This window comes from Saccharothrix luteola (assembly GCF_020859565.1).
Taxonomy (GTDB): domain Bacteria; phylum Actinomycetota; class Actinomycetes; order Mycobacteriales; family Pseudonocardiaceae; genus Actinosynnema; species Actinosynnema luteola.
Genome location: NZ_JAJHUO010000029.1, coordinates 101,716 through 125,232, shown reverse-complemented (window position 1 = coordinate 125,232; position 23,517 = coordinate 101,716). Strand labels below are relative to the sequence as shown.

Genomic DNA, 23,517 nt, shown 5'->3' with positions numbered 1-23,517 from the left:
TCGGCAATCGTCCTTGTGGCGGCTCGGGAATGTCGTCCACGATGGCGGTTCACGGTCGTGAAGAGCGCCTACAATCGATTCGGCGTTCGACAAACTTTTCGAAAGGCTTTCGATGGGCAGACGGCGGTCCGATGCGGTGACCCTCAGCGACGTGGCGCGGCTGGCCGGCGTCTCGATCTCCACCGCGTCCAAGGCCATCAACGCCAGGGACGAGGTCGCGCCCGCCACCCGCGAACGCGTGCTGCGTGCCGCCGCCGAGTTGTCGTTCCAGCCCAACGCGCTGGCTCGCGGGTTGATCTCGGGGCGGACGCGCACGATCGGCCTGCTCACCGACGAGCTCGGCGGCCGGTTCGCCATCCCGATCCTGCTGGGGGTGGAGAACGCGTTGGCCAACGAGCAGATGTCGGTGCTGCTGTGCGACGCGCGCGGTGACGCGATCCGGCGCCGGCACTACATCAGCACGTTGCTGGCCAGGCAGGTCGACGGGTTCATCATCCTGGGCGACGACAACGACATCCGGCCGTCGCTGACCCGCGACATCCCGGTGCCGGTCGTGTACGTGTACTGCGAGTCCAGCGACCCGGACGACCTGTCGGTGATCGCCGACGACGAGGGTGGCGCGCGGTTGGCGGTGGAGCACCTGGTGTCGTTGCAGCGCAAGCGGATCGGTCACATCACCGGCCCGCAGACGTATCGTGCGGCCCGTGACCGCGTGACCGCGTTGCACCGGGTGCTCGGCGAGCACGGGTTGGCGCCGGCGGGCGGCGCGCCGCTGTACGGCGAGTGGTCGCAGCGCTGGGGACGGCACGCGGCGGGGGTCCTGCTGGCCACCGATCCCGAGGTGGACGCGGTGTTCTGCGGCAACGACCAGATCGCGACGGGTGTCGCGGACACGTTGTCCCGCTTGGGGAAGCGGATACCGGAGGACGTGGCGATCGTCGGCTACGACAACTGGGAGGACTTCGCCGCCGACTGCCGGCCGCCGTTGACGACCGTGGACCTGGACCTGGAGCGGTTGGGCACGACGGCGGCGCGGTACCTGTTCGACGCGTTGGACGGGCGTCGGCCGTCGGGGGTGGTCCGGCAGCCGTGCCGGCTCGTCGTGCGTGAGTCAACCTCGGCGATCGGGCGTGCTTGAGCCGGGTTCGTCGGTGTTGTGGGCGCTGACGGGTTCGCCGGGTTCATCGGGTTCGAGGAAGGAGGCGATGCCGTCCAGGACGCGGTGCAGGCCGAAGTCGAACCAGCCGTCGAGGTCGGCGGTGGTCGGTGGGTCGGCGGCGGCCAGTTCGGTGAGCCAGGGGTAGCGGTTGGAACCGACCACGCCCCCGAGGCGGCCGAGCCGGGCGTGCCACCAGCTGTGCGAGCTGACGCCGGTGTCGCGGGTCGCTTCGAACTCGGCCACCGCCATCAGGGCCGTGCCCTGCACGTACCCGCTCACCAGCAGGTACACCGGGAGCGCGGTGCGGTGGTCGAGGGCGAGGGCGGAGAGGAACCGGTCCACCGTCTCCAGGAGCGCGCGGCCCAGTGGCGGGCGGCTGGTGGCGAGGGCGGTCAGCGACCACGGGTGTCGTTGGTAGAGCGCCCATTCCTCGCGGGCCTCGTGCTCGAGCAGGGCGCGCCAGCCGGTCGCGTGCGGCGGGGGTGGGCGGTGTTCGGCGAGGACGGTGTCGACCATGGCCGTGACGAGGTCGTCCTTGCTGGACACGTGTTGGTACAACGACATCGTGGAGGTGCCGAGCCGGGCGGCGACGAGTCGCATGGAGACGGTGGCGAGCCCATCGGCGTCGGCGAGTCGGATGGCGGTGCGGACCACCAGGTCGCGGTCGAGCGGCACGCGGTCGAGCGGCACGCTACCCGCTTTGTCCACAAAGGACCGCTGGGTGCGTGCGCCGTCCTTGCGCGCACGGTATGCCCGTGCCTGGCAGGCCCTGCCGCAGTACCGCCGGGGTCGGCCTCGGGCCGGTTGCGCCAGCTCGGCGCCGCACTGCGCGCAACGCACGGCCGGCCTCCTTTTCGTCACGCCCCGGTTGTGTGACGTATAGCCTCGAACCGGGTTGCATCCTTGGCAACACTGTTCCTGTGTACAGCGTACGAAAAATCGCCGATGTCGATGAGCTGGACCGGATCGCCCCGGCCTACGCGGCAGCGTGCGCGGACGAGGCCGTGACCGAGTGGGCGATGGCCGACCACGACTTCACCGAGCTGTTCCGCGAGTGGCTGGCGCAGGCGGTGATCGAGCAGGAGGTGGTGGTCGCCGAACGTGACGGGGCTGTAGTCGGTGTGTCCACGTGGATGGCGTTGGAGTCCGCCGAGCCCTTGCGGCGGCAGGCGGAGGCGGTGGCGGAGCTGGCCAGGGCGAACCCGGCGTTGCGGCGGATGGCGGCGGTGGTCGCGCTCCCCCACCCCGACGTGCCGCACCTCTACCTGGCGTCGATGGCGGTGACCCCGGAGAGCCGGGGGCGGGGCGTGGGCTCCGCCATCCTGCGCCACCGCCTCACCCGCGCCGACACCGAACGCCAGGCGGTGTACCTGGAAGCGAGCACCGCGCGCAGCGCCGCCCTCTACGCCCGGCACGGCTTCACCCCGTCCGGAGCCCCGCTCGCCCTCCCCGACGACGGCCCACTCCTGCGCCCGCACTGGCGCCTCCCGCACTAGCCCGCGTGTCCAACCTTCAGAACGCGGGTGTCGAACGCTCAGAACGCGAGAGTCCTACGTTCAGAGCCCGAGAGTCCTACGTTCAGGACCCCCGAGTTCAACGCTCAGCACAAGGCGATGTGGCCCGGAGCCGGTTCGGCTCCGGGCCACGGTGAAGCGCGGTCAGACGGCGGCGGGCACCTTGTCCTGCGCCGACTCCGCCGAACGGCTCGGCCGCGACCTGGTGGTCGCGGTGCTGCGGAAGCCGCGCAGCCGCAGGCTGTTCGACACCACGAACACGCTGGAGAACGCCATGGCTGCTCCGGCGATCATCGGGTTGAGCAGGCCGGCCGCGGCGAGCGGCAGCGCGGCGACGTTGTACGCGAACGCCCAGAACAGGTTGCCCTTGATCGTGGCGAGGGTCCGCCGGGACAGCCGGATCGCGTCCGCCGCCGCACGCAGGTCACCCCGCACGAGCGTCAGGTCGCTCGCCTCGATCGCCGCGTCGGTGCCGGTGCCCATGGCCAGGCCGAGGTCGGCCTTCGCGAGCGCCGCGGCGTCGTTCACGCCGTCACCGACCATCGCGACGACCTTGCCCTCGGACTGCAGGCGCGTGATGACGTCGACCTTGTCCTTCGGCAGCACCTCGGCGATGACCTCGGTGATCCCGACCTCGGCCGCGACCGCACGGGCCGCCGCCTCGTTGTCACCGGTCAGCAGCACGGGGGTCAGGCCGAGCGCGCGGAACTGGCGGACGGCTTCGGCGGACGTCGGCTTCACGGTGTCCGCCACGACCAGCACCGCCCGCGCCTCGCCGTCCCAGGCCACCAGGACCGCGGTGCGCCCCTGCTCCTCCGCCGCGCGCTTGGCCTCGGCCGGCGGACCGTCCAGGTGGACGCCCCACTCGGCCAGCAGCCGCTCACGCCCCACGATCAGCGCGTGCCCGTCGACCACGCCCTGCACGCCCAGCCCTTCGACGTTCTGGAAGCCCTCGACCTCGGGCAGCTCACCGACGCGCTCGAGAGCACCGGCCGCGACGGCCTTGGCGATCGGGTGCTCGGAGGCGTGCTCCAGCGCACCGGCCAGCCGCAGCACCTCGTCCTCGTCGACGCCGGGCGCGGTGTGCACCGACACCAGGCTCATCCGCCCGGTGGTGACGGTGCCGGTCTTGTCCAGCACCACGGTGTCGACGCGCCGGGTCGACTCCAGCACCTCCGGCCCCTTGATCAGGATGCCCAGCTGCGCGCCGCGCCCGGTGCCGACCAGCAACGCGGTCGGCGTGGCCAGGCCCAGGGCGCACGGGCACGCGATGATCAGCACCGCGACCGCCGCCGTGAACGCTCCCGACACGCCACCGCCCGCGCCGAGCCAGAACGCCAGGGTGCCGACCGCGAGGGCGATCACGACGGGCACGAAGATCGCGGAGATCCGGTCGGCGAGCCGTTGGGCCTGCGCCTTGCCGTTCTGCGCGTCCTCGACCAGCTCGGCCATCTGCGCGAGCTGGGTGTCGCCGCCGATCCGCGTCGCGCGGACCACGAGCCGGCCACCCGCGTTCACGGTCGCGCCGACCACCGCGTCACCGGGACCGACCTCGACCGGCGCGGACTCGCCGGTCAGCATGCTCGCGTCGACCGCCGAACTGCCGTCGGCCACCACGCCGTCGGTGGCGATCTTCTCCCCCGGCCGGACCACGAACCGGTCGCCGACCGCGAGCTCGCCGATCGGGATGCGGGTCTCCCGGCCGTCGCGCAGCACGGCGACGTCCTTCGCACCGAGTTCGAGCAAGGCGCGGAGAGCCGCACCGGCCCGCCGCTTCGACCGGGCCTCGAAGTAGCGACCCGCCAGGATGAACGTCGTCACCCCGGCCGCCACCTCCAGGTAGATCGCGCCGGCGCCGTCGGTGCGCGAGATCGTGAACTCGAACGGGTGCGTCATGCCAGGCGTGCCCGCGGTGCCGAACAGCAACGCGTACAACGACCAGGCGAACGCGGCGATCGTGCCCATGGAGATCAACGTGTCCATGGTCGCCGCGCCGTGGCGCAGGTTCGCCCACGCGGCGCGGTGGAACGGCCACGCGCCCCAGACCAGCACCGGGGCCGCCAGCGTGAGGGAGATCCACTGCCAGTAGGTGAACTGCAGCGCCGGGACCATGGCGAGCAGGACCACCGGGACGGAGAGGACCGCGGACCCGATCAGCCGCTGCCGGAGCGTGGCGGTCGGGTCGTCGTCGGCCGGTGTCGCGGGCTGGTCGGCTTCGATCACGGGCAGGGTGGCCTGGTAGCCGGCGGCCTCGACCTGCTCGACCAGGGTCTGCGGGTCGAGGTCGTCGGGGAACGTGACGCGCGCCTTCTCGGTCGCGTAGTTGACGGTCGCGGTCACGCCGTCGAGCTTGTTCAGCTTGCGCTCGATCCGGGCCGCGCACGAGGCGCAGGTCATGCCGGTGATCGCCAGTTCGAGGCGGGTGTCAGCCATGGCCGTGCTCCGTCTCTTCGGCGTGCGGCTCCTCGGCGTGGTCGCCACCGGTGTCCACCGTGAACTCGGCCGTGCGCACGACGCCGTTGTGCTGGAAGTCCAGGAACAACCGGTACCCGCCCGCTGAGGGCACCTCGGCGACGAACGCGATCTCCGGACCGGCCGGTGTCCGGCCGTCGCCGGGAGCGCCCTCCGGGTGCACGTGGAGGTAGGCCAGGTCGCCCTCACGCAGCGCCACCAGGTGACCGTACGCCGCCAGGTAGGGCTGCAGGTCGGTGACCGGCACGCCGTCCTTGCTCACGCTCAGTCGCACCGACGAGGCCTTGCCGGGCACGAGGTCGCCGTCGAGGCGGACCTGGTAGCCGTCGACCTCGGCGACGCGTGACGGCTCGTAGGAGCGCGGTTCGAACGCACCCGCCGCGTTGACGTCGACACCGAGCGTGACCCCTTCGCCACCGGTCGGCTTGAAGTCGGCGAACACGCGGTAGCTGCCGGCGTCGGGAAGGCTCAGGGGCACGGTCCACGTCCCGTCCGACGCCATCTCGGGGTGGACGTGCCGGAAGTTGGAGGTGTCGCGGCGGACGGCGATGAGGTGCATCCGCTTGTCGTGCTCGACGTCGAAGGCGGTGACCGCCGCGCCGTCGGGGCCGAGGATGCGGAAGGAGAAGGAGTCGGTTCCCGTGGTCAACGTCGTGTCGGTGGGCGTGAGGGTGTAGCCGCCCCTGGACGACGCCAGCCCCGCGGGCTGGTCGTTCCGCGCGGTCTCCGCGACGGTGCCGCCGTGGTCGTCCCCGTGGCCGGCGCCCTCAGCGCCGGACGTGCCGTCGTGGCCGCTCTGAGCGGCTTCGGCGGCGAAGGGACCGACAGCGCTACCGGCCGCCCAGGCGCCACCGGCGACCAGGGCGAGTACCGCACCGTAGGCGGAGAGCTTCGCTGCTGTGTTCATTGGTCAGTCCTCGAGACTGGTGGAGCCCGCCGGGTTCGACGGGCTCCGGGGTCGGCTGCTGTGCCGTGGTCATGCGGTGTCCGGGCCCGGTCCGGGTTGGATCGGGGTTGGGTCGGCTCGATCGGGTTCCGGTCGGTCCCCGGGTCAGCCGGCGAGGGCGTAGCCCGCTTCCTCGACGGCCGCGCGGACGTCCGACTCGGCGACCGGGGCGGCGCTGGTCACCTTGACCGCGCCCGTCGGCAGGTCGACGGCCACGCCGGTCACGCCGTCGATCTTGGTGACCTCTTCGGTCACGGACGCGACGCAGTGGCCGCAGGTCATGCCGGTGACGGTGAAAGTGGACTCGGCCATCGGGTGCTCCTGGTTCGTTGATCCGGTTCGGGTTCGGGTGCGAGCTCGGGTGGCCGGCGGACTGCTAGGAGCGCACCAAGCGGGCGATCGCCTCGCTCGCTTCGCGGACCTTCGCGTCGGCGTTCTCGCCGCCCTGGGTGAGGGCATCGGCTACGCAGTGCTTCAGGTGCTCGTCGAGCAGCCCGAGGGAGACGGCCTGGAGCGCCTTGGTCGCCGCCGCGATCTGGGTCAGGACGTCGATGCAGTACTCGTCGTCCTCCACCATTCGCTGCAGCCCGCGGACCTGCCCCTCGACCCGGCGCAAGCGCTTGAGGACGTCGTCCTTGCCGGAGGTGTAACCCCGCATGTCCACTCCCTTCGGTCACCGGTAGCGTGCCCGTCGGGGATATTCATACCCCTGGGGGGTACCTGAGTCAACTCGGACGTCAGGTGGGGTGACTGGCGTCACCCCCGAATGGGTCATGGGCGCACCCTACCCCCGTACTGTATCCGTGACCGGGTGGTGGAGGGCAGGGGCAGGTCGGTGGAGACCCGTCGGCGGAGGCCCGTCAGCGGACGGCCGCGGCCGTTGGGGTGCCTGGGGAGGACGGCGGGTCAGGCGGTGCAGCGGAAGCAGAAGTGAGGGCCGACGGGGCGGTCCAGGCCGTGCCAGCCCGCGGCGACGGCCTGTGCCCAGAGCGCCTGCCATCTCGCGGCGGCTTCATCGGGCCGGTTGTGCACGCGTCCGCAGTGGTCGCAGATCAGGACGAGCGCGGACACGTCGTGGTCACCGGGGATGGCGGTCACTGTGCGGGGATCGACTTCCTCGTCGGGTGTGGTGCAGGCGGGTGGGGGTCGGAAGGTGGGGAGGTCCTGGCAAACCGGGATTCTGGTGGTGGGGCCGTGGTGGGGGGCTGGAAACGCCGCGTGTGAACCTTGCGATCAGCTTGCGATCCCCTGCGGGGTGGTGCGGGGTCCGGCAACCTGGTGCAGGTGCGGTTCAGTCCGGCTCGATTCGACATGGGGCCCTCACGGGCACCCCAGGCAGGCCGAAGCCATGTCGAATCGGGCCTCGGTGGGGTGGTTCCGGGGCCGTTGTGCGGTGGTGGGGTGAGCGGCCTGGGTGGGGGAGGTTTCAGGGGGGCGGTTGGGGTGTGGATGCGTCGGTTCTCGTTGCGTTGGCGGGTCGCGTTGGTCATGGGTCTCGGCTCGGTGTTGTTGACCAGTGCGGTGGCGGTGGCGGTTTGGAATCTCACGTCCGGCTACATGTTGCGACAGCGCGAGCAGAGCGCGGTGCGGCAGGCAGAGGTGAACGTCAGGTTGGTCGACGCGGCGTTGAGCAGTGGCTCGGACGGGTTGACCGGGTTGTTGACGGGGCTGACCACGGGGCCGGACTCGACCGTGCTGCTGTTCCACGGCGGTCAGGTGCTGACCAGTGGGCGGCAGGTGGACGCGCAGGCGGTGCCCCGGAGGTTGGTCGACCTGGGCAGGGTGGGCACGCCGGCCGCACAGCGGCTCATGGTGGACGGCATCCCGGTGCTGGCGGTGACGCTGCCCATCGAGTCGACCGACGGGGCGTACGTCGAGTTGGCGCCGTTGGTGCAGTTGGACCGCACGTTCCGCTTCCTCAGCGCGCTGCTCGTGGCGGTCACCGTGGTCAGCGGCTTGCTGGGGGTGGCGCTGGGCTCGTGGGCCAGTCGGCGGGCACTGCGGCCGTTGACCGAGTTGACCAAGGCCGCCTCCCGGATCGCGGGCGGTGATCTGGGGGCGCGGTTGCCCACGCAGACCGACCCCGATCTGACCTCGTTGGCCGCCACGTTCAACGCGACGGCCGAGGCGCTCGAGCAGCGGGTGCGACGGGACGCGCGGTTCGCGGGAGATGTCAGCCACGAATTGCGGTCGCCGTTGACGACCATGGTCAACGCGGCCGAGGTGCTCCGCCGCCGGCGCGTGGAAGTGCCCGGTACGGCGGGCAAGGCGCTCGACCTGCTGACGTCCGAAGTGGACCGGTTCGCGCGGATGGTGGTGGACCTGCTGGAGATCTCCCGGGCCGACCAGGACGCCGAGGACCCCGCGTCGGAGACGATCGACCTGGCGTCGCTGGTGGCCAACGTGGTCGCGGCGCGCCCGGGTGGTCCGGTCGCGTTGGACACCGGGTCGCCGCCGCCCCGGGTGCTCGGCGACCGCCGCAGGCTGGACCGGGCCGTGGACAACCTCCTCGACAACGCCGAGCGGCACGCGGGTGGCGTGGTGCGGATCGGGGTGTTCTCGCGGGACGGCAGGGCGCGGATCGAGGTGGACGACGCCGGGCCCGGCGTGCCGCCCGAGCTGCGCGACCGCATCTTCGACCGCTTCGACCGGGGCGCGCGGGCCGGTCGTCGTGGCGCGGACACGGGGAGCGGGCTCGGGTTGGCGTTGGTCGCGCAGCACGTGCAGCGGCACGGCGGCGCGGTGCGGGTGGAGGACCGGCCGGGTGGCGGAGCCCGGTTCGTGGTGGAGCTGCCGGAGGTCGGGAGATGAGGGTCGTGACGATCTTGCTGGCTACGTCCTTGCTGGTCACGGGGTGTGGCGTCACCACTCAGGAGGAGCCGCAGCCGTTGGTCACGTCCACCGCCGACCCGATGCCGACGCCGACGCTCACCCAGCGTCCCGACCCGACCACCTCGACCACGGCCTCCCCCACGCCGACCGGGTAGCCGGCGGCCACGGCCTCCGGCGGCACTTGCGGCCGACGGTGCGACGCCGGCCCGGATGATGGGGCGATGCGCAGGCGGGTGTTGTCGGTGGTGGCGGTGGCCGCCATCATCGTGGCCGTGGTGTTCGGTGGCGCGTTCGCGTTCCAGCGCAAGCTCGTCTTCCTGCCGACCGGTGGGCCGTTGCCGGCCGCGGGTGAGGTGCTGGACGGTGGGCGGGACGTCACGCTGACCACCGGTGACGGGTTGAGGTTGGCGGCGTGGCACTTCCCGGTGGAGTCGGCGCGGGCGACGGTGCTGGTCGCGCCCGGCAACGCGGGCAACCGGCACCTGCGCGTGCCGCTCGCCCGGGCGCTGACCGCACGTGGGCTGTCGGTGCTGCTGCTGGACTACCGGGGTTACGGCGGCAATCCCGGCGACCCGACGGAGGCCGGGCTGGCGCTGGACGTGCGCGCGGCCCGTGAGCACCTGGTCCGGGAGGCCGGCGTGCCGCCCGACCGGTTGATCTACTTCGGCGAGAGCCTCGGGTCGGCGGTGGTGGCGGAGCTGGCGGTCGAGCACCCGCCGGCCGCGTTGGTGCTGCGGTCGCCGTTCACGGACCTGGCGTCGGTCGGCGCGCGCCACTACCCCTTCCTGCCGGTCCGGTGGCTGCTGCTGGACGAGTTCCCGACCGAACGGCTCGTCGCGCGGGTGGACGCGCCGGTCACCGTCGTCTACGGCACGGCGGACTCGATCGTCCCGCCCGAGCAGAGCCGAGCGGTGGCGACGGCGGCACGTGGGCGGTCCGTCGAGGTCACGGGGGCCGACCACAACGACCGCGTGCTGCTGGACGGGACGCGGTTGATCGAGGCGATAGCCGAGTCGGCGTGAGCTACCAGGCGTCCTCCGGCCCGTCGTCGGGCAGCGGCACGACGCGGTTCTGGTCGGCGACGTCGGCCGGGTCCGCCTCGGGCACGTCCGGCGGCTCCGGGGCGCTCGCCCGGCCGACGGCGGCCTCCTCGTCGACGATCCCGGCGTCGGGCTCGGGCTCGACGGTCCGCAGCTGATCGGGCACGTCGTTCCACGGCTTCTCGGTCACGGTGATCCTCCACAACGGTGCGGGCAGGACGGTGCCCCGCTGCGACAAGCGTCGCAGCGGGCGGGCGGGTACGACGTCCAGCAGGGGATTCACACACCATCGGGGGACTCAAACCCGTGGTGCTCGCCCAATCGCGTCACGAGACGTGGGTCGACCGAGGGCTGGACGGAGCACGGCCGGTTCCCGCAAGGGGGCGGTGTTCCGGGCGCGCTCGGCGGGTGCGGCGGTTCCGGGTCAGGTGGTCCAGTCGGCGGGCAGGCCGGAGACCGCGACCTTCTCGCCGGTCGCGCTGATGTGCGCGGTCTCGTCGCCCAGCCTGAGGTCGGTCAGGGTCAGCTCGCCCCAGCGCGGGGGCAGGTGCGGATCGGTGGTCAGCGTGCGGTGGGGGACGTGGGGCTCCAGACCGAGGCAGGAGCGGACCAGCAGGAGCGGTGAGGCGCTGGCCCACGCCTGCGGCGAGCACGACGTCGGGTAGGGCACGGGTGGGCTGAAGTCGTCGCGGGAGAAGCCGCAGTACAGCTCGGGCAGGCGTCCGCCGAACGCGGCGGCGGCGTCGAGCAGGCCGTCCGCCAGGCGGTGGGCGAGGTCGACGGCTCCGGGCAGGTGGGCGTAGCGCAGCAGCCCGGCCACCGCGATGGCCGTGTCGTGCGGCCACACGGAACCGTTGTGGTAGCTCATCGGGTTGTAGGCGCCCATCGAGGACGCGAGCGTGCGCAGGCCGTAGCCGGTGTCCATGTCGGGCTCGGCCAGCCGCCGGATCACGGTGGCCGCGTGCTCGTCGGTCGCGATGCCCGACCACAGGCAGTGGGCGATGTTGCTGGTCAGCGCGTCGACCGGCTGCTTGCGGCCGTCGAGCGCGAGGGCGTACCAGCCCCGGTCCGGCAGCCAGAACGCCTCGGCGAACCGGTGGCGCAGCTCGTCGGCGCGGTGGCGCAGGCGGGCGGCGGTGACGTCGTCGCCGAACCCCTCGGCCAGCTCCGCCCGCGCCCGCAACGCCGCGTACGCGTAACCCTGGACCTCGCACAGCGCGATCGCCGGGACGGCCGGTCGGCCGGAGGCGTCGTTGATGCCGTCGGGGCTGTCCTTCCAGCCCTGGTTGACCAAGCCGCGGTCGGTGGCCCGGCGGTACTCCACGAACCCGTCGCCGTCGCGGTCGCCGTACCGGTCGACCCACGCGAGCGCGGCGTCGGCGGCGGGCAGCAGGGAGCGCACCACCTCGGGGTCCGCGCCCCACCGCCAGCACTCGGCCAGCAGCATCACGAACAGCGGCGTGGCGTCGACCGTGCCGTAGTAGTGGTTGCCGCCCAGCACCGCCGTGCTCTCCGGTCCCCGGCGCAGTTCGTGCAGGATGCGGCCGGGCTCCTCCTCGGTCAGCGGATCGACCACCTCGCCCTGGGTCTCGGCGAGGGTCTGCACCGTGCCCAGCGCCAGGCCGACGTCCAGCGGCAGGGCCATCCACGCGGTCAGCAGGCTGTCGCGGCCGAACAGCGTCATGAACCAGGGCGCGCCGGCGGCGACGAACGGCCGGCCGTCGCGCGTCGGGTCGTGGATCCGGAGCGCGCCGAGGTCGCTCCCGGTGCGGCGCAACACGCCCGTCAACACCGGGTCGCTCGCGGTGACGAGGGTGCCGGCCGCTCGCCACGCCCGGATCTCGCGCGCGGGCGCGCTGGCCTCGAACCGCTCGCCGGGGCGGAACCGGGGCGGAACCGGCCGACCGGACACGGTCGGCTGCACGGACACCTCAGTGGACCACCGGCCGCCCGCGGGCACGACCACGTGCCAGCTCAACGCGCCCGGCGCCACCACGGGCTCGGCGGTGGCGGTGACCAGCACCCCGCGCGAGCCGTCCTTCCGGTCGCGCAGCACGAGTTCCGACCCTGCGGCGGTGGCGTCCGCGCCACCGTGCGCGGCCCGGCCCTCCTTGACCGCGAACAGGTCGGCGAAGTCGGCGTCCACGTGCAACTCCAGCCGCACGGCGGTGGCCTCGCGGCCCAGGTTGTCGACCGTGATCGTCTCGCGCATCCCGTCGCCGACCAGCCGTTCGCGCACCAGCAGCAGGGTGCTGTCGGCCAGGCCCGCGGCGGGTGGGCGGCGCAGCGCGAACCGCGCGGCGAACGCCTCCGGGTGCGAGACCGACAGCGGGTGCGGCGGGCGGCCGTCCAGCCGGAGCTGCCACCGCGACACGACGCGCGCGTCGCGGAAGAACAGGCCGTGCGGCGTGCCGGGCTCGATGTCGCCGGCGCCGGTCGAGAGGCAGAACGTGCTGCCCTCGACCAACGTCGTGGTGCCGCCGACGTCGCCGGTGAACGCCGGTTCGCCCGCGTTGAACGGCTCCGGGGGCAGGTCTGCCGTCACGTCCACCACCGCCTCCGGCACCGCGCCCGCCCACGACGCCTCCACCGGCGTCGCGCGGGCCATCGCCTCGATCATCACCACGCCGAACGGCTCTTCCCAACGGATCGGGAGCAGAAGACACCGTGCGGCGGAGAGGGGGTTGCGCCTTTCGGTCGCATCAGCGACGACTGCCGCCACGCCGCCGCAGGCCTGGGGTGGCAGGTCCGAGCACTGCTGGTACTCCTCGACCCGGAGTGCTAACAAAGATCGTGAGCGGTGCGCGACACCCGCCGCCGCGACCACGACGTCGATCACGGGAGAGGCGATGGCGGTGGACGGGGACCTGGTGCCGTTGCGGGCGGACTTCGACGTGGTGTGGCGCGGGTACGACCGCGGCCACGTGCGGCGCTACGTCGAGGGGGTCGAAGCCGAACTCCGCGTGCTCGCGGTCGATCGCGACGCGGCCGAGGCCCGGGCCGACGACCTCGCCAGTCAACTGGAGACCGCCCGCGCGGAGATCCGCGTGCTGCGGGAGCACATCGACCGGATCTCCCGCACCCCGATCGAACCGGACGCGCTCACCGAGCGGTTGCGGCGGATGGCGGAGCTCGCGCACGAGGAGGCGGCCGAGATCATCACGCGGGCGCGGGCCGTCGCCGAGAACCACTGGGCCACCGCGGAACGGGCCGCGGCGCGGGTGCGCGAGCGGTCGGAGCGGCTCGTCGCCGAGCTCGACGCGCAGCGGCGGCAGGCGGAGGCCGAGCACCGGAGGTCGATGCGGGAGGCCGGTGAGCGGATCCTGGCCGTGACGCGGCAGGCCGAGCAGCGCAGGCGTGAGCTCGACGAGCGGGCGGCGGCGGTGCGCGAGGACGTCCGGGTCGACTTCGAGCTGGCGATGAGCGCGCGGCGGGCCGAGTCGATGGCGGCGATGGCCGCGCGGGAGGCCGCCGCCCGGGCGCGGGCGGATCAGCTGGTCCGCGCGGCCGAGGACCACGCGCGGCGGATCGTGACCGAGGCGCGGCAGCGGGTGGACGAGCTGCGCGCCCGCCGTGACCGCATCGCCGCCGGGTTGCGCGACGCGCGGGCGCTGCTGGCCGAGGCGAACCCGTTGTTGCACGCGCCGCTGGACGAGATCCCCACCCAGCGGACGAGGTCGACCCTGCCTGAAAGTACAGCCGAGGCTGTATAGTTCGGCAAGTGCTGACGTGTGAAACGCGCGAGACCGCGCTCGCCCGGCTCGGTCGGGCGTTGGCCGACCCGACCCGGTGCCGCATCCTCGTCGCGTTGCTGGACGGTCCCGGCTACCCGGCGCGGTTGGCCGAGCAGTTGGGCCTGACCAGGTCCAACGCCTCGAACCACCTGTCGTGCCTGCGCGGCTGCGGGCTCGTCGTGGCCACCTACGAGGGCCGCCAGGTGCGCTACGACATCGCCGACCCGCACCTGGCCCGCGCCATCGGCGAGCTGCTCGACGTGGTCCTCGCCGTCGACCCGACGGAGGACTGCGTGGACGACGCGGTGGTCGCACGATGACCGCCGAAACGTCACCGACGTCCACGTCCACGTCCACGTGCGCGGACGGCTGCTGCGCCGCCGAGCCCGCGCCGATCCTGGCGCCGGACCGCCGTGCCGCGCTCACCCGCCGGGTCCGCCTGCTGGTGGGCGCCACGATCACCTACAACGTGGTCGAGGCCGTGATCGCGATCAGCGCCGGCACGATCGCCTCGTCCACCGCGCTGATCGGCTTCGGCCTCGACTCCGTGGTGGAGGTCGCCTCCGCCACCGCCGTCGCCTGGCAGTTCTCCGCCAAGGACCACGAGGCCAGGGAACGGGTCGCGCTGCGCGTGATCGCCCTGTCGTTCTTCGCGCTGGCGCTCTACGTGACGGTCGAGTCGGTCCGCGCCCTGCTCGGCGCGCAGGCCGCCGACCACTCCACGGTGGGCATGGTCCTCGCCGCCGTCTCGCTGGTCGTGATGCCGGTCCTCTCGCGCGCGCAACGCAAGGCGGGTCGTGAACTCGGCTCGACCAGCGCCGTCGCCGACTCCAAGCAGACGCTGCTGTGCACGTGGCTGTCCGCCGTCCTGCTGGCCGGGCTGGTCCTCAACAGCACCCTGGGCTGGTGGTGGGCGGACCCGCTGGCCGCGCTCGTCATCGCCGCGGTGGCGGTCAAGGAGGGCCGCGAGGCCTGGCGCGGCGACCACTGCTGCTGATTCGACGCGAGAGGTCCCAGCGGTCCGGACCCGCGACTTTCACTGAACCGGGATTCCCGGTCCGCCGACCCATTGATTCGGATTCCCCCAGGTCGGCCTGCTCGCGACTCGACCCGCGAGAACTGCTGTCGTCAGGCCTGCACCCGCTCACGGCGACGGCTGGGTGGCCACGGGTTGTGCCGCGCTTCACGCCCATCAACCAAAGTCGATCTTCCTTCGTGACAGAGGGTGTGGTTGAGCAGGCCTCACAGTCACCGAAGGCCCGCATCACCGCACCCTCTGTCGAGTTCAGCCCTAAGAGTGAAGCCGGCTAACCGCAGCAACTCTTGCTACCGAACGTGACGACTGGACCATGTGGATGCAGACCTTTCGGTATCTACACCACGCCAGCAAGCGTGCCGATACCTACCAAAGCGGTAGCCATCGTTCTGCTATCCGGTAACGTGGACCTGCCCCGCCGCGATGTCTACGTTGCCATGTGGCAATATGCCATGTCACGGAGGACAAAATGAGCCAACAGGACACGCCCATCGTCCACCAGCGCCGACTGCGGGCGGAGTTGCGCAAGTTCCGGGACGCGGCAGGGGTAACGCAGAAGCAGGCAGCCGAACGACTCGACTGGTCGATTTCCAAGGTCATCCGCATCGAGAACGGCATTACTAATGTGGGCATCACCGACCTACGTGCCTTACTCGCGCTTTATTCGGTCGTCGACGAGGTCAAGGTCGAAGAGCTCGTCGCCATGGCCAGGGCAAGCCGGAAGAGCGTGTGGTGGACCGGATACCGACAGTTCATAAACCCACAGTTGTACGCCCTCATCGGTTACGAGGCGTCAGCTTCCGCCATCCGCCAGTTCCAAGCACAGACGTTGCCCGGCCTGTTGCAGACGGCAGGCTACGTCCAAGCGCTCGCCATTGCGTTTGACATCGACCCGGAAACCGCGCGGATAGGCGCGGAGATCAGGGAGAAGCGTCAGCAGATCATGGTCGACGAGGGCCCTGACATGGTATTCATCCTGGACGAGTCGATCCTGCGGCGCGGGGTCGGCAACCTCGAAGTCGCGCGTGACCAGTTGCAGCGAATCAAAGAAAATTCCATGCTGCCCAACATTTCCATACGAGTGCTGCCATTTTCGGCAGGCGAACACCCCGGCCTCAGGGGATCATTCTCGATCCTCGACCTCGCACCCGACGGATCCGAACAGGTGCTCGTCCTCGAAGAGCAGTCGAGAGATTACGTGATCCGGGACAACGACGATGAGGTGACCCGACACCTGAACCGATTCGATCAGCTCTTGAAACTTACCTGGAGCGAATCGCGGACACTCGAGTTCATCGACGAATTGATCACCGAAACGACGCACTGAGATCAGCGTCGCGAAATCGCTATTGACCTGGTCGGCCGATACGCGCGGCAGCATTCAGCCCACCTGGTGACCACAATATTGCGGTCGCCGGATCGACCGGGAGTGCACCCGCTCGTTCCGGAGTGATCCCGGCACCTGATCCGATCGCTCAATTGGCGGTAGAGGACCGACCGCCGCAGCGGTTTACTCGGGAAGTACCGGTCAGCACCTGTCTGTCCTTTGCGTCCCCAAGTCCTGGCGGTCACCGCAGGTCAGTACGGCGGGCTTCGGACCGGACAGCTAGTGGAGGGGGCGGTATGAGACGAGTGGGGAAACCGCAACCGGTCGGCACCGATTCCACCGGGTTGTCGTGGTTCAAGAGTTCGGCGAGTGGACCCAACCCGACCGAGACGTTGTGCGTTGAGGTAGCCCACCGGACGAGCGAGGTCCTGGTCCGGAGCTCGCGGAACAGGCAAGGCCAAGTGCTCGTCTTCCCTCGGCAATCGTGGGAAGCGTTCATGGCCGGCCGGGTGACGGGCCAGTGATCCCCCGGCCCTCGCGGGCACAGGGCGAGACCGCTTCACCAACTCCCTCCGAAACCCACAACGGACTGCACTCGTCCTCAGCGGATGCGGTGGTGCAGGCGGGGGTCGTGATCGGAGACGTCAACTTCTTCCACGAGCGCCGCGTCGCGTCCGGTGTGCCGAGACAGCTGCCCGTTCCGCCGCGGTGGCTCGTCGGACGTGCGCGCGAACTCCGCGAGTTCGATGACGCGCTCGCACGCGCACGCGCGAACCAGGAGATGGTGGTCCTGGCGGTCGAGGGCGCCGCAGGAACCGGCAAGACGGCGCTGGCGCTGAGATGGGCCCACGACCACGTCGACGACGAGTTCCCCGACGGTCAGCTGTTCGCAGACCTGGGCGCGCCCTCGGCTCCACGAACAGACGCTTCGACCTTGTCCGTGCTGCACGGATTCCTGGTCGCGCTCGGCGTGGACCCCGGCCTCGCGGGTGGCGACGTCGACACCGCCGCGTCGCTGTACCGCAGCGCCACGGCGGGCCGTCGGATGGTCGTCGTGCTCGACAACGTGGTCCACGCGGAGCAGATCCGCCCGCTGATGCCGGGATCGGCATCGTGCGCGGTGATCGTCACCAGCCGCACCCGGTTGTCGGCCCTTCGGATGACGGGCACCGCCGCGTGCACGCTCGGCATGCTCGGTCGCACGGATGCCCGTTCGCTCCTCAGCCATCACTTGGGTGAGGCCGCCGTGAACTCCGACCCCGCGGCGGTCGACGTGTTCCTGGACTGCTGCGACGGCCTGCCGCTGGCCTTGGCGATCGTGGCGGCACGAGCCGCGGCCCACCCGGACTTCCCGCTCAGGTCGCTGGCGGACGAACTCGACGATATCCCGGCGAGGTTGGACGCGTTGGAAACAGAAGACGGTGGTACCGGTTTGCGCGCTGTGCTGTCGTGGTCCTACGCCGCGCTCGCCGACGATGAGGCGCATGCGTTCCGGATGGCGAGTTCCGCACCGGTCACCGAACTCACCTCCCAGTCGTTCGCGAGCCTGACGGCCGTGCCGCCGCGACGGGCGGGCAAGCTCCTGAGGAGGCTGGAAGCCAGGAACCTCCTGTGGCAGCGGGCGCCGGACCGGTTCGGGATGCACGCCTTGGTCCGCCTGCTCGGCCGCGAACTCGGCTCCGCAGAGGACACGCCCGACGAACGATTCGAGGCCGTGCGACGACTGGTCGACTTCTACACCCGCACGGCGCACGGCGCCGACGCGCTGCTCTACCCGCACCGGGCCGTCCTGGAGCCACCCTCACCCGTGCCGGGCTCCGCACCGCTGACGTTGCCCGACGAGGCCGCGGCGCTCCGCTGGTTCACCGCCGAGCACCAGCAGTTGTTGGCGCTCCAGGAGCACGCCGAGCGACAGGGGTGGCTGGAACACGTGTTCCACCTGTCGCGTTCGCTCGACACGTTCCACCTCAGGCACGCACGTCTGAGCGACAACCTCCGCACGTCGAGGGCGGGAGCGGCTGCCGCGGACCGAATGGGCGGGGCGCGGCCGCGCGTGCTAGCACACCGCCAACTGGGCCGAGCGCTGACGAGGTCGGACCACTTGGAGGACGCCCTGCGGTCGTTGGCACGAGCTTTGGCCGTGGCGGCGGAACTGGGCGATCCGTCGGAGTCCGCGCACACGCATCACGACATCGCCCGGGTCCACTCCCGACTCGCCGACCACAGCCAGGCGCTGCACCACGCCTCCCGGGCGTACGCCCTGTACGAATCGGTGGCGAACCCGATCGGCCAGGCGCACGCGGCGAATGCCTGTGCCAGGTGCCACGCGGAACTGGGCGAACTGGACTTGGCGGAGCGGTGGTGTGAGTCGGCGCTGGAGTTGCACGTCCGCCACGGCAACAGCGGCGGGCAGGCGGTAGCGCTGGACAACTTGGGGTTCATCGCGGAACGCGCTGGTCGACCGGACGACGCCGTGCGCGCGTACCAGCACGCGCTCGTGCTCTGCGAGGAAGTCGGTCACTCCTTCTACGCGCCGGTGGTGGCCGAGCACTTGGGTGCGGCCTTGGCGGCGCAGGGCGTCGACGGCGCTCTCGACGCCCTGCGGCGCGCTCATGAACTTTATGCGGCTCAACACCGCTCGGCGGAAGCCGAACGCGTGCGGAGCCTCGTCAGTTCTCTGACTCGCTGAACCTGTCCGATCGGTGCCGTGCCCGGACGCGTTCGACGACCTCACGCCATTCCCGACGCCGCCACCACCTCCTGCCGGTCAGCTCCCGTTCCAACCGCTCCATCTCCTCGACGGCCGGCAACCGGTGACGGGGGTCGGGGCTCAGCCTCTCGATCACGCGCACGTCCCAGCGGGACAAGCCGTGACCGCGGTCCCTCGCCACCAGGATCCACCGGCACTCCGCCGACCCGCGCTCGAGACCGAGCCGTTCGAAGATCCCCAACGCCGTCCGCACGTCGCCCGTCGTGTCGATGCGCCGGGTCCGGTAGAACACCTCCGCGCGGACCAGGTGCGCCCGGGCGAGCAGTTCGGCGTAGGACGCACCGGACTCCGCGCGCTCGGTCAAGGCGCCGACCGCACTGTCCGCCAACGCCATGGCCTGGCAGACGCGCTTGCGCGCCAAGGCGATCTCGGCGCGGAGGATCTGCAGCTCGCGGTAGTCGCGCACCCGGTCGCGGGCGGGCGACTTCACCGACTTGACCGCCTCGTCCGCCAACACGCTCGCTTGCCGCAGGTTGCGGCGCCCTTGGCCCAGCCGGTACCTCGTGTACGCGATACGCGCCCGCACCACCAAGCACACGCCGACCTCGTCACCGTGGTGCGGCAGGTGCGAGAACATCGTCAAGGACTCGACGGCGAACCGGTCTGCGATGGCCAGGTGCTCCTCGCGGGCATCGGCGTCGGCTTCCTCGGCGAGGCCGCGGTGGATGCGCGCGAGACACCTCTTGCCCAGCGCCACGAGGCTCTGGTCACCGCACTCCACCGCGAGGGCGACGCCCCGGCTCGCGGCCCTCAAGGCGCCGTGCAGGTCGCCACGCCTGCGGAGATACCACGCACGGCCGCAGATGAAGATGCGGGCCTTGACGCGCTTGTCCGCCTCCAGCAGGCCCGGCCCCCGGAGCAGGTCGAGGCACCTGTCCACCACCCGGAGCATGAGGTCGACGTCCCCGGCCGATTTCACGATGCCCTCCACCGCGGGGAAGACCGCGGTGGCGGACGGGTCGGTGTCGAGAGCCGCGAGCCACTCGTCGACGAGCGACCTCGCCTCCGGTGAAGAGGGATCGGCGGTCTCGAGCGCGCGCATGAGGGACACCATCCGCGGCTCGGGACGCGGTCGACCCGGTGCCCCGTCGCACCCCGGCCGCGGCTTCACCCCGGACTGCTCCGGCGTCGGACTTCCTTCCTGGTCCGGCCGACGTCGGGCCTCCCACAACGCCCTCAGGCGATCGAAGAACTCCTGCACCCCGTGCCCGGTCGCGGGGTCGATCTTGGCGATGCGGAGGCGCTTCAAGGCGTGCGGTGCGGAGTCGACCAGGAAGTCGCGCATCGCGACCGGGATTACCGGGCAGTGCTCCAGTTCCGTGTGGTCGAAGAGCTTGCCCAGCACGGCGCGGCTCTCGAACAGCGTGCCCGTGCGCTCCGACGACTCGGACCCGCGACCGAACCTGCGCGTGTAGTCGGGGGACATCACGCAGGCGACCGGGTAGTCCTCGATGTTGTTGGTCATCCACTCCTGGATCGACACCGGGTTCACCATGTCCCGATCCCACAGCAGTCGCGCGTTGTGCTTCGGAGCCTCTGACACGAGGTACTCGGCGAGGGCCTTGCCCTCCGGGTCGTGGGAGTAGCTCACGACACCGATCACCAGTTCATCCAACGAAATCCGCCGCCGCTCCAAGACCGCACCGCCGCACCGGGTGGCCCCTGCGCGAGGAAGACGCGCGGCACCGCGCACCGTCGTATCGGTACGCACCGGGCCGGGTTGAGTTGCCCGTCGGCCTCATCGACACCTCTCTGGTCGTCCACCAAGTGACACCTGTCAGATCGATGACGTCACTTGGAGCTTGTCTTCCTGATTGCTCGCGTCAGGCTAGTAGCTTGATACAACTCACCCTGCGGCACCCCCTGCGGTACGCACCCCGTGCCACAGGTCCACATCGGCACGTTTGCGCAGATCAGGACTGGGAACGCTCCCAGAGCGGGCGGCTGGACTGGATGGATTGTCCAATCTCTGGACTTTGTGTCTAGACTGCGGGCATGACGGCGGATGCGATCCTGGAGGCGCTCAAGGGCGTGGTGCCCGGCTTGGCGGCGACGTTCGGGCGGTCGTGCGAGGTGGTGTTGCACGACTACCGGCAGCCCGACCACTCGGTGGTCGCGGTGGCGGGTGGGGTGACCGGGCGGCGCGTCGGCGGGGCCATGAGCGAGATCGGGCTGGCCGTGCTCGCCGCCGGCGACGAGGCCGTCGACGAGCTGAACTACCTGACCCGCACGCCGGACGGGCGGTTGGTCAAGTCGTCCACGATGCCGTTGCGCGACGAGCACGGCACGGTGTTCGGCGCGCTGTGCGTGAACCTGGACGTGACGGCGTTGCGCCAGGTCGGCGACCTGCTCGCGGACCTGGCCGGTGGTGGGGGCGCGCCGACGGCCACGACGTTCAGCGACGACGTCGAAGAGGTCGTCGACGCCGTGGTGCGCGCCGAGGAACTGGCCCTGGCGAAACCGGTGGCGGGCCTGGGCAAACCCGAGCGCCTGCGCCTGCTGCGCGCCCTCGACCGGCGCGGCGTGTTCCACCTGCGCGGCGCCGCGCCGAAGGTCGCGGCACGGCTCGGCATCTCCCGCGCCTCCCTCTACGCCGACCTGGCCGCGTGCCGGACCGAACCGACCGATGAGGAGCGATGACCCCCTACCTGCTCGTGGACGAGGCGAAGGTGCGGCGCAACGCCGACCGACTGCGCGCCCACCTCGACGCGCTCGGAACCCCCTTGCGCCCCCACGTGAAGACGGCCAAGTCTGTCGACGTGGCCCGGTTGGTGTTCGACGGCGGCACGGGGCCCATCACGGTCTCGACGCTGCGCGAGGCCGAGGCGTTCGCCGACGCGGGGTTCACCGACATCGTCTACGCGGTCGGCATCGCGCCGGCCAAGCTGGACCGGGTACTGGCGTTGCGGCGGCGCGGCGTGGATTTGGTGGTGTTGCTGGACAACGTCGCACAGGCCCGTGCGGTGGCGGAGGCGTCGGCCGCGTCCGGGATCGCGATCCCGGCCCTGATCGAGGTCGACTGCGACGGCCACCGGGGCGGCGTGCTGCCCGGCTCCCCCGACGTCGTGGAGATCGCCGCCGCGCTCGACGGCGCGGAACTGCGCGGCGTGCTGACCCACGCGGGCGAGTCGTACTTCTGCTACACCCGCGACGCCCTGGTGAAGGCGGCGGAGGCCGAACGCGCCGCCGCCGTCCGCGTGGCCGAAGACCTGCGCGCGGCGGGGCACGCGTGCCCGGTGGTGAGCATCGGCTCGACGCCGACCGCGCACGCCGTCGCCGACCTGACCGGCGTGACCGAGGTCCGCGCGGGCAACTTCGTGTTCTTCGACCTGGTGATGGCGGGCATCGGCGTGTGCTCCGTGGCCGACCTCGCGCTGTCCGTGGTGGTCACGGTGATCGGCCACCGACCCGGCAAGATCATGACCGACGGCGGCTGGATGGCCACCTCGCGCGACCGCGGCACGTCCCGCCAGCCGGTCGACCAGGGCTACGGCCTCGTCGCACCGCTGGACGGCCCGCCGTTCGACGACCTGCTGATGACCGACGCCAGCCAGGAGCACGGCACCCTGGCCATGCGGTCCGGCAGCGACCGGCCGCTGCCGGACCTGCCGGTCGGCACGCGGGTCCGAGTGCTGCCCAACCACGCGTGCGCCACGGCCGCGCAGCACGACACCTACCGGCTCGCCGGCGACGCGGGCACGACGTGGCGGCGGGTGAACGGCTGGTGATCTTCCTGTCGGAGGAGGAGACGCGCGCGCTGGTGAGCCGGGAGCTGGCCTACGAAGCCGCCCTCTCGGCGTTGCTGGAGGCGGCGGACGGCGGTGTGCAGTTCCCGGCCGTGGTCGGTCACGGGTCGTCGCCCGCCAACCGGTTCACGGTCAAGTCGGCCGCCGCGGCGCAGGCCGCCGGGGTGAAGATCGGCAGCTACTGGCCGGGCAACACCGAGCGCGGGCTGCCCCGGCACAACTCGGTGATCCTGCTGTTCGACCAGTCCGCCGGCCGGATCGCGGCGGTGATCGAGGCGGGTTTCGCGAACGCCTTCCGCACCGCCGCGGCCGACGCCGTGGCCGCCGACGTGCTGGCCCGCCCGGACGCGCGGTCGTTGGCGGTCTTCGGCACGGGTCCGCAGGCGTGGCACGAGTGCGTGGCGCTGGCCCGGGTGCGCGACCTGTCGGTCGTCCACGTGGTGGCGCGCGACGCCGGACGGGGTGCGCGGTTCGTGGCCGACCTGGCGGCGGAAGGGCTGTCGGCGGTGCTGACCGGGCCCGAGGAGGCGTGCCGGTCGGCGGACGTCATCGTCACGGCGACGACCGCCCGTGCCCCGTTGTTCGAAGCTGGGTGGGTGCGGCCGGGCACGCACGTGGCGAGCATGGGCTCCGACGGCAAGGGCAAGCAGGAACTTCCGGTGGAGCTGCTCGCGTCCGCCCGGCTGTTCTGCGACTGGCCCGCGCAGTCCGTGGCGATCGGCGAGTTCCAGCACGTGCCCGACGCCCGGCCGACGGCGGTGGGCGACGTGCTCGCGGGCCGGGTGGAGGGCCGGTCGTCGCCCGATGACGTGACGGTGTTCGACAGCTCGGGCATCGCGTTGCAGGACCTGCACCTCGGCGTGGCCCTCCTGCGCGCCGCCGGGCTCACCCCGCCGCCGGCTGGGTGATCGTGCGCGTCTGCGGCAGCCCCCTGGTATGTC

At 71.5% G+C, this 23,517-nt stretch carries 23 protein-coding genes; 13 read left to right on the top strand and 10 right to left on the bottom strand.

Features of this window, described 5'->3' with window-relative positions:
* The first annotated feature begins 136 nt into the window (after nt 1-136).
* Nucleotides 137-1,138, top strand: a complete 1,002-nt coding sequence (locus tag LNK82_RS35195) for a LacI family DNA-binding transcriptional regulator (protein WP_230571248.1) — start codon at nt 137-139, stop codon at nt 1,136-1,138.
* Here LNK82_RS35195 and LNK82_RS35190 read toward each other — a convergent pair.
* A complete protein-coding gene (locus LNK82_RS35190) occupies nt 1,112-1,849 on the bottom strand; it encodes a TetR/AcrR family transcriptional regulator (protein ID WP_230571247.1) in 738 nt (245 codons plus the stop codon). The two genes, LNK82_RS35195 and LNK82_RS35190, sit on opposite strands and share 27 nt — an antisense overlap.
* 230 nt (nt 1,850-2,079) lie before the next feature.
* Between LNK82_RS35190 and LNK82_RS35185 the strand changes: the two genes are divergently transcribed.
* Nucleotides 2,080-2,655: a GNAT family N-acetyltransferase gene (locus tag LNK82_RS35185; protein ID WP_230571246.1), complete on the top strand. Its 576-nt coding sequence runs from the start codon at nt 2,080-2,082 to the stop codon at nt 2,653-2,655.
* A gap of 162 nt (nt 2,656-2,817) precedes the next feature.
* Here the strand turns inward: LNK82_RS35185 and LNK82_RS35180 are convergent, their stop codons facing one another.
* The 5 genes from LNK82_RS35180 to LNK82_RS35160 all read right to left on the bottom strand — a co-directional run bounded on the left by LNK82_RS35180 (nt 2,818) and on the right by LNK82_RS35160 (nt 7,189).
* Entirely contained in the window at nt 2,818-5,106 is a 2,289-nt protein-coding gene (locus tag LNK82_RS35180) for a heavy metal translocating P-type ATPase (protein WP_230571245.1), read from the bottom strand.
* Nucleotides 5,099-6,052 (bottom strand): DUF8832 domain-containing protein, encoded by a 954-nt coding sequence (locus LNK82_RS35175; protein ID WP_230571244.1) that lies wholly within the window; start codon nt 6,050-6,052, stop codon nt 5,099-5,101. The genes LNK82_RS35180 and LNK82_RS35175 overlap by 8 nt, the downstream gene beginning before the upstream one ends.
* Nucleotides 6,053-6,196: 144 nt before the next feature.
* Entirely contained in the window at nt 6,197-6,403 is a 207-nt protein-coding gene (locus LNK82_RS35170) for a heavy-metal-associated domain-containing protein (RefSeq protein ID WP_230571243.1), read from the bottom strand.
* A 64-nt stretch (nt 6,404-6,467) separates the two neighbouring features.
* Nucleotides 6,468-6,749: a metal-sensitive transcriptional regulator gene (locus LNK82_RS35165; RefSeq protein ID WP_230571242.1), complete on the bottom strand. Its 282-nt coding sequence runs from the start codon at nt 6,747-6,749 to the stop codon at nt 6,468-6,470.
* A 248-nt stretch (nt 6,750-6,997) separates the two neighbouring features.
* Nucleotides 6,998-7,189 carry a hypothetical protein gene (locus LNK82_RS35160; protein ID WP_230571241.1) on the bottom strand — a complete coding sequence of 64 codons (192 nt, stop codon included), beginning with the start codon at nt 7,187-7,189 and terminating at the stop codon, nt 6,998-7,000.
* Nucleotides 7,190-7,648: 459 nt separating this feature from the next.
* On the opposite strand from LNK82_RS35160, the gene LNK82_RS35155 reads away from it, so the two are divergent.
* A complete protein-coding gene (locus tag LNK82_RS35155) occupies nt 7,649-8,902 on the top strand; it encodes a HAMP domain-containing sensor histidine kinase (protein WP_308257401.1) in 1,254 nt (417 codons plus the stop codon).
* Between the two features lie 58 nt (nt 8,903-8,960).
* Here LNK82_RS35155 and LNK82_RS35150 read toward each other — a convergent pair whose 3' ends face one another.
* Entirely contained in the window at nt 8,961-9,104 is a 144-nt protein-coding gene (locus LNK82_RS35150; protein ID WP_230571239.1) for a hypothetical protein, read from the bottom strand.
* Between the two features lie 40 nt (nt 9,105-9,144).
* On the opposite strand from LNK82_RS35150, the gene LNK82_RS35145 reads away from it, so the two are divergent.
* Nucleotides 9,145-9,945 carry an alpha/beta hydrolase gene (locus LNK82_RS35145; RefSeq protein ID WP_230571238.1) on the top strand — a complete coding sequence of 267 codons (801 nt, stop codon included), beginning with the start codon at nt 9,145-9,147 and terminating at the stop codon, nt 9,943-9,945.
* A gap of 1 nt (nt 9,946) precedes the next feature.
* Here LNK82_RS35145 and LNK82_RS35140 read toward each other — a convergent pair whose 3' ends face one another.
* The gene (locus tag LNK82_RS35140) at nt 9,947-10,153 is read right to left on the bottom strand and encodes a hypothetical protein (RefSeq protein ID WP_230571237.1); all 207 of its coding nucleotides are present in this window, start codon (nt 10,151-10,153) and stop codon (nt 9,947-9,949) included.
* 234 nt (nt 10,154-10,387) lie between these two features.
* Nucleotides 10,388-12,496 (bottom strand): amylo-alpha-1,6-glucosidase, encoded by a 2,109-nt coding sequence (locus LNK82_RS35135; RefSeq protein WP_372470729.1) that lies wholly within the window; start codon nt 12,494-12,496, stop codon nt 10,388-10,390.
* 316 nt (nt 12,497-12,812) lie between these two features.
* Between LNK82_RS35135 and LNK82_RS35130 the strand changes: the two genes are divergently transcribed.
* The 6 genes from LNK82_RS35130 to LNK82_RS35105 all read left to right on the top strand — a co-directional run bounded on the left by LNK82_RS35130 (nt 12,813) and on the right by LNK82_RS35105 (nt 18,749).
* A complete protein-coding gene (locus LNK82_RS35130) occupies nt 12,813-13,676 on the top strand; it encodes a coiled-coil domain-containing protein (RefSeq protein ID WP_230571236.1) in 864 nt (287 codons plus the stop codon).
* 8 nt (nt 13,677-13,684) lie between these two features.
* The gene (gene cmtR, locus LNK82_RS35125) at nt 13,685-14,017 is read left to right on the top strand and encodes a Cd(II)/Pb(II)-sensing metalloregulatory transcriptional regulator CmtR (RefSeq protein WP_053720720.1); all 333 of its coding nucleotides are present in this window, start codon (nt 13,685-13,687) and stop codon (nt 14,015-14,017) included.
* Nucleotides 14,014-14,694, top strand: coding sequence for a cation efflux transmembrane domain-containing protein (locus tag LNK82_RS35120; RefSeq protein ID WP_230571235.1), 681 nt, complete (start codon nt 14,014-14,016; stop codon nt 14,692-14,694). The genes cmtR and LNK82_RS35120 overlap by 4 nt, the downstream gene beginning before the upstream one ends.
* Before the next feature lie 508 nt (nt 14,695-15,202).
* On the top strand, nt 15,203-16,060 hold the full coding sequence (locus LNK82_RS35115; protein WP_230571234.1) for a helix-turn-helix domain-containing protein: 858 nt from the start codon (nt 15,203-15,205) through the stop codon (nt 16,058-16,060).
* Between the two features lie 296 nt (nt 16,061-16,356).
* Nucleotides 16,357-16,584 carry a DUF397 domain-containing protein gene (locus LNK82_RS35110; RefSeq protein ID WP_230571233.1) on the top strand — a complete coding sequence of 76 codons (228 nt, stop codon included), beginning with the start codon at nt 16,357-16,359 and terminating at the stop codon, nt 16,582-16,584.
* A 107-nt stretch (nt 16,585-16,691) separates the two neighbouring features.
* Nucleotides 16,692-18,749: a tetratricopeptide repeat protein gene (locus LNK82_RS35105; RefSeq protein WP_230571232.1), complete on the top strand. Its 2,058-nt coding sequence runs from the start codon at nt 16,692-16,694 to the stop codon at nt 18,747-18,749.
* Here the strand turns inward: LNK82_RS35105 and LNK82_RS35100 are convergent.
* Entirely contained in the window at nt 18,730-20,433 is a 1,704-nt protein-coding gene (locus LNK82_RS35100; protein ID WP_230571231.1) for a tetratricopeptide repeat protein, read from the bottom strand. The genes LNK82_RS35105 and LNK82_RS35100 overlap by 20 nt on opposite strands.
* A gap of 392 nt (nt 20,434-20,825) precedes the next feature.
* On the opposite strand from LNK82_RS35100, the gene LNK82_RS35095 reads away from it, so the two are divergent.
* From LNK82_RS35095 to LNK82_RS35085, 3 genes are read left to right on the top strand one after another with little or no spacing between them, the layout of a single operon-like run.
* A complete protein-coding gene (locus LNK82_RS35095; protein WP_230571230.1) occupies nt 20,826-21,470 on the top strand; it encodes a helix-turn-helix transcriptional regulator in 645 nt (214 codons plus the stop codon).
* Complete coding sequence (locus tag LNK82_RS35090; protein WP_230571229.1) at nt 21,467-22,558, top strand: alanine racemase; 1,092 nt, start codon at nt 21,467-21,469, stop codon at nt 22,556-22,558. The genes LNK82_RS35095 and LNK82_RS35090 overlap by 4 nt, the downstream gene beginning before the upstream one ends.
* Nucleotides 22,555-23,484, top strand: a complete 930-nt coding sequence (locus LNK82_RS35085) for an ornithine cyclodeaminase family protein (RefSeq protein WP_230571228.1) — start codon at nt 22,555-22,557, stop codon at nt 23,482-23,484. The genes LNK82_RS35090 and LNK82_RS35085 overlap by 4 nt, the downstream gene beginning before the upstream one ends.
* The last annotated feature ends 33 nt before the right edge of the window (nt 23,485-23,517 follow it).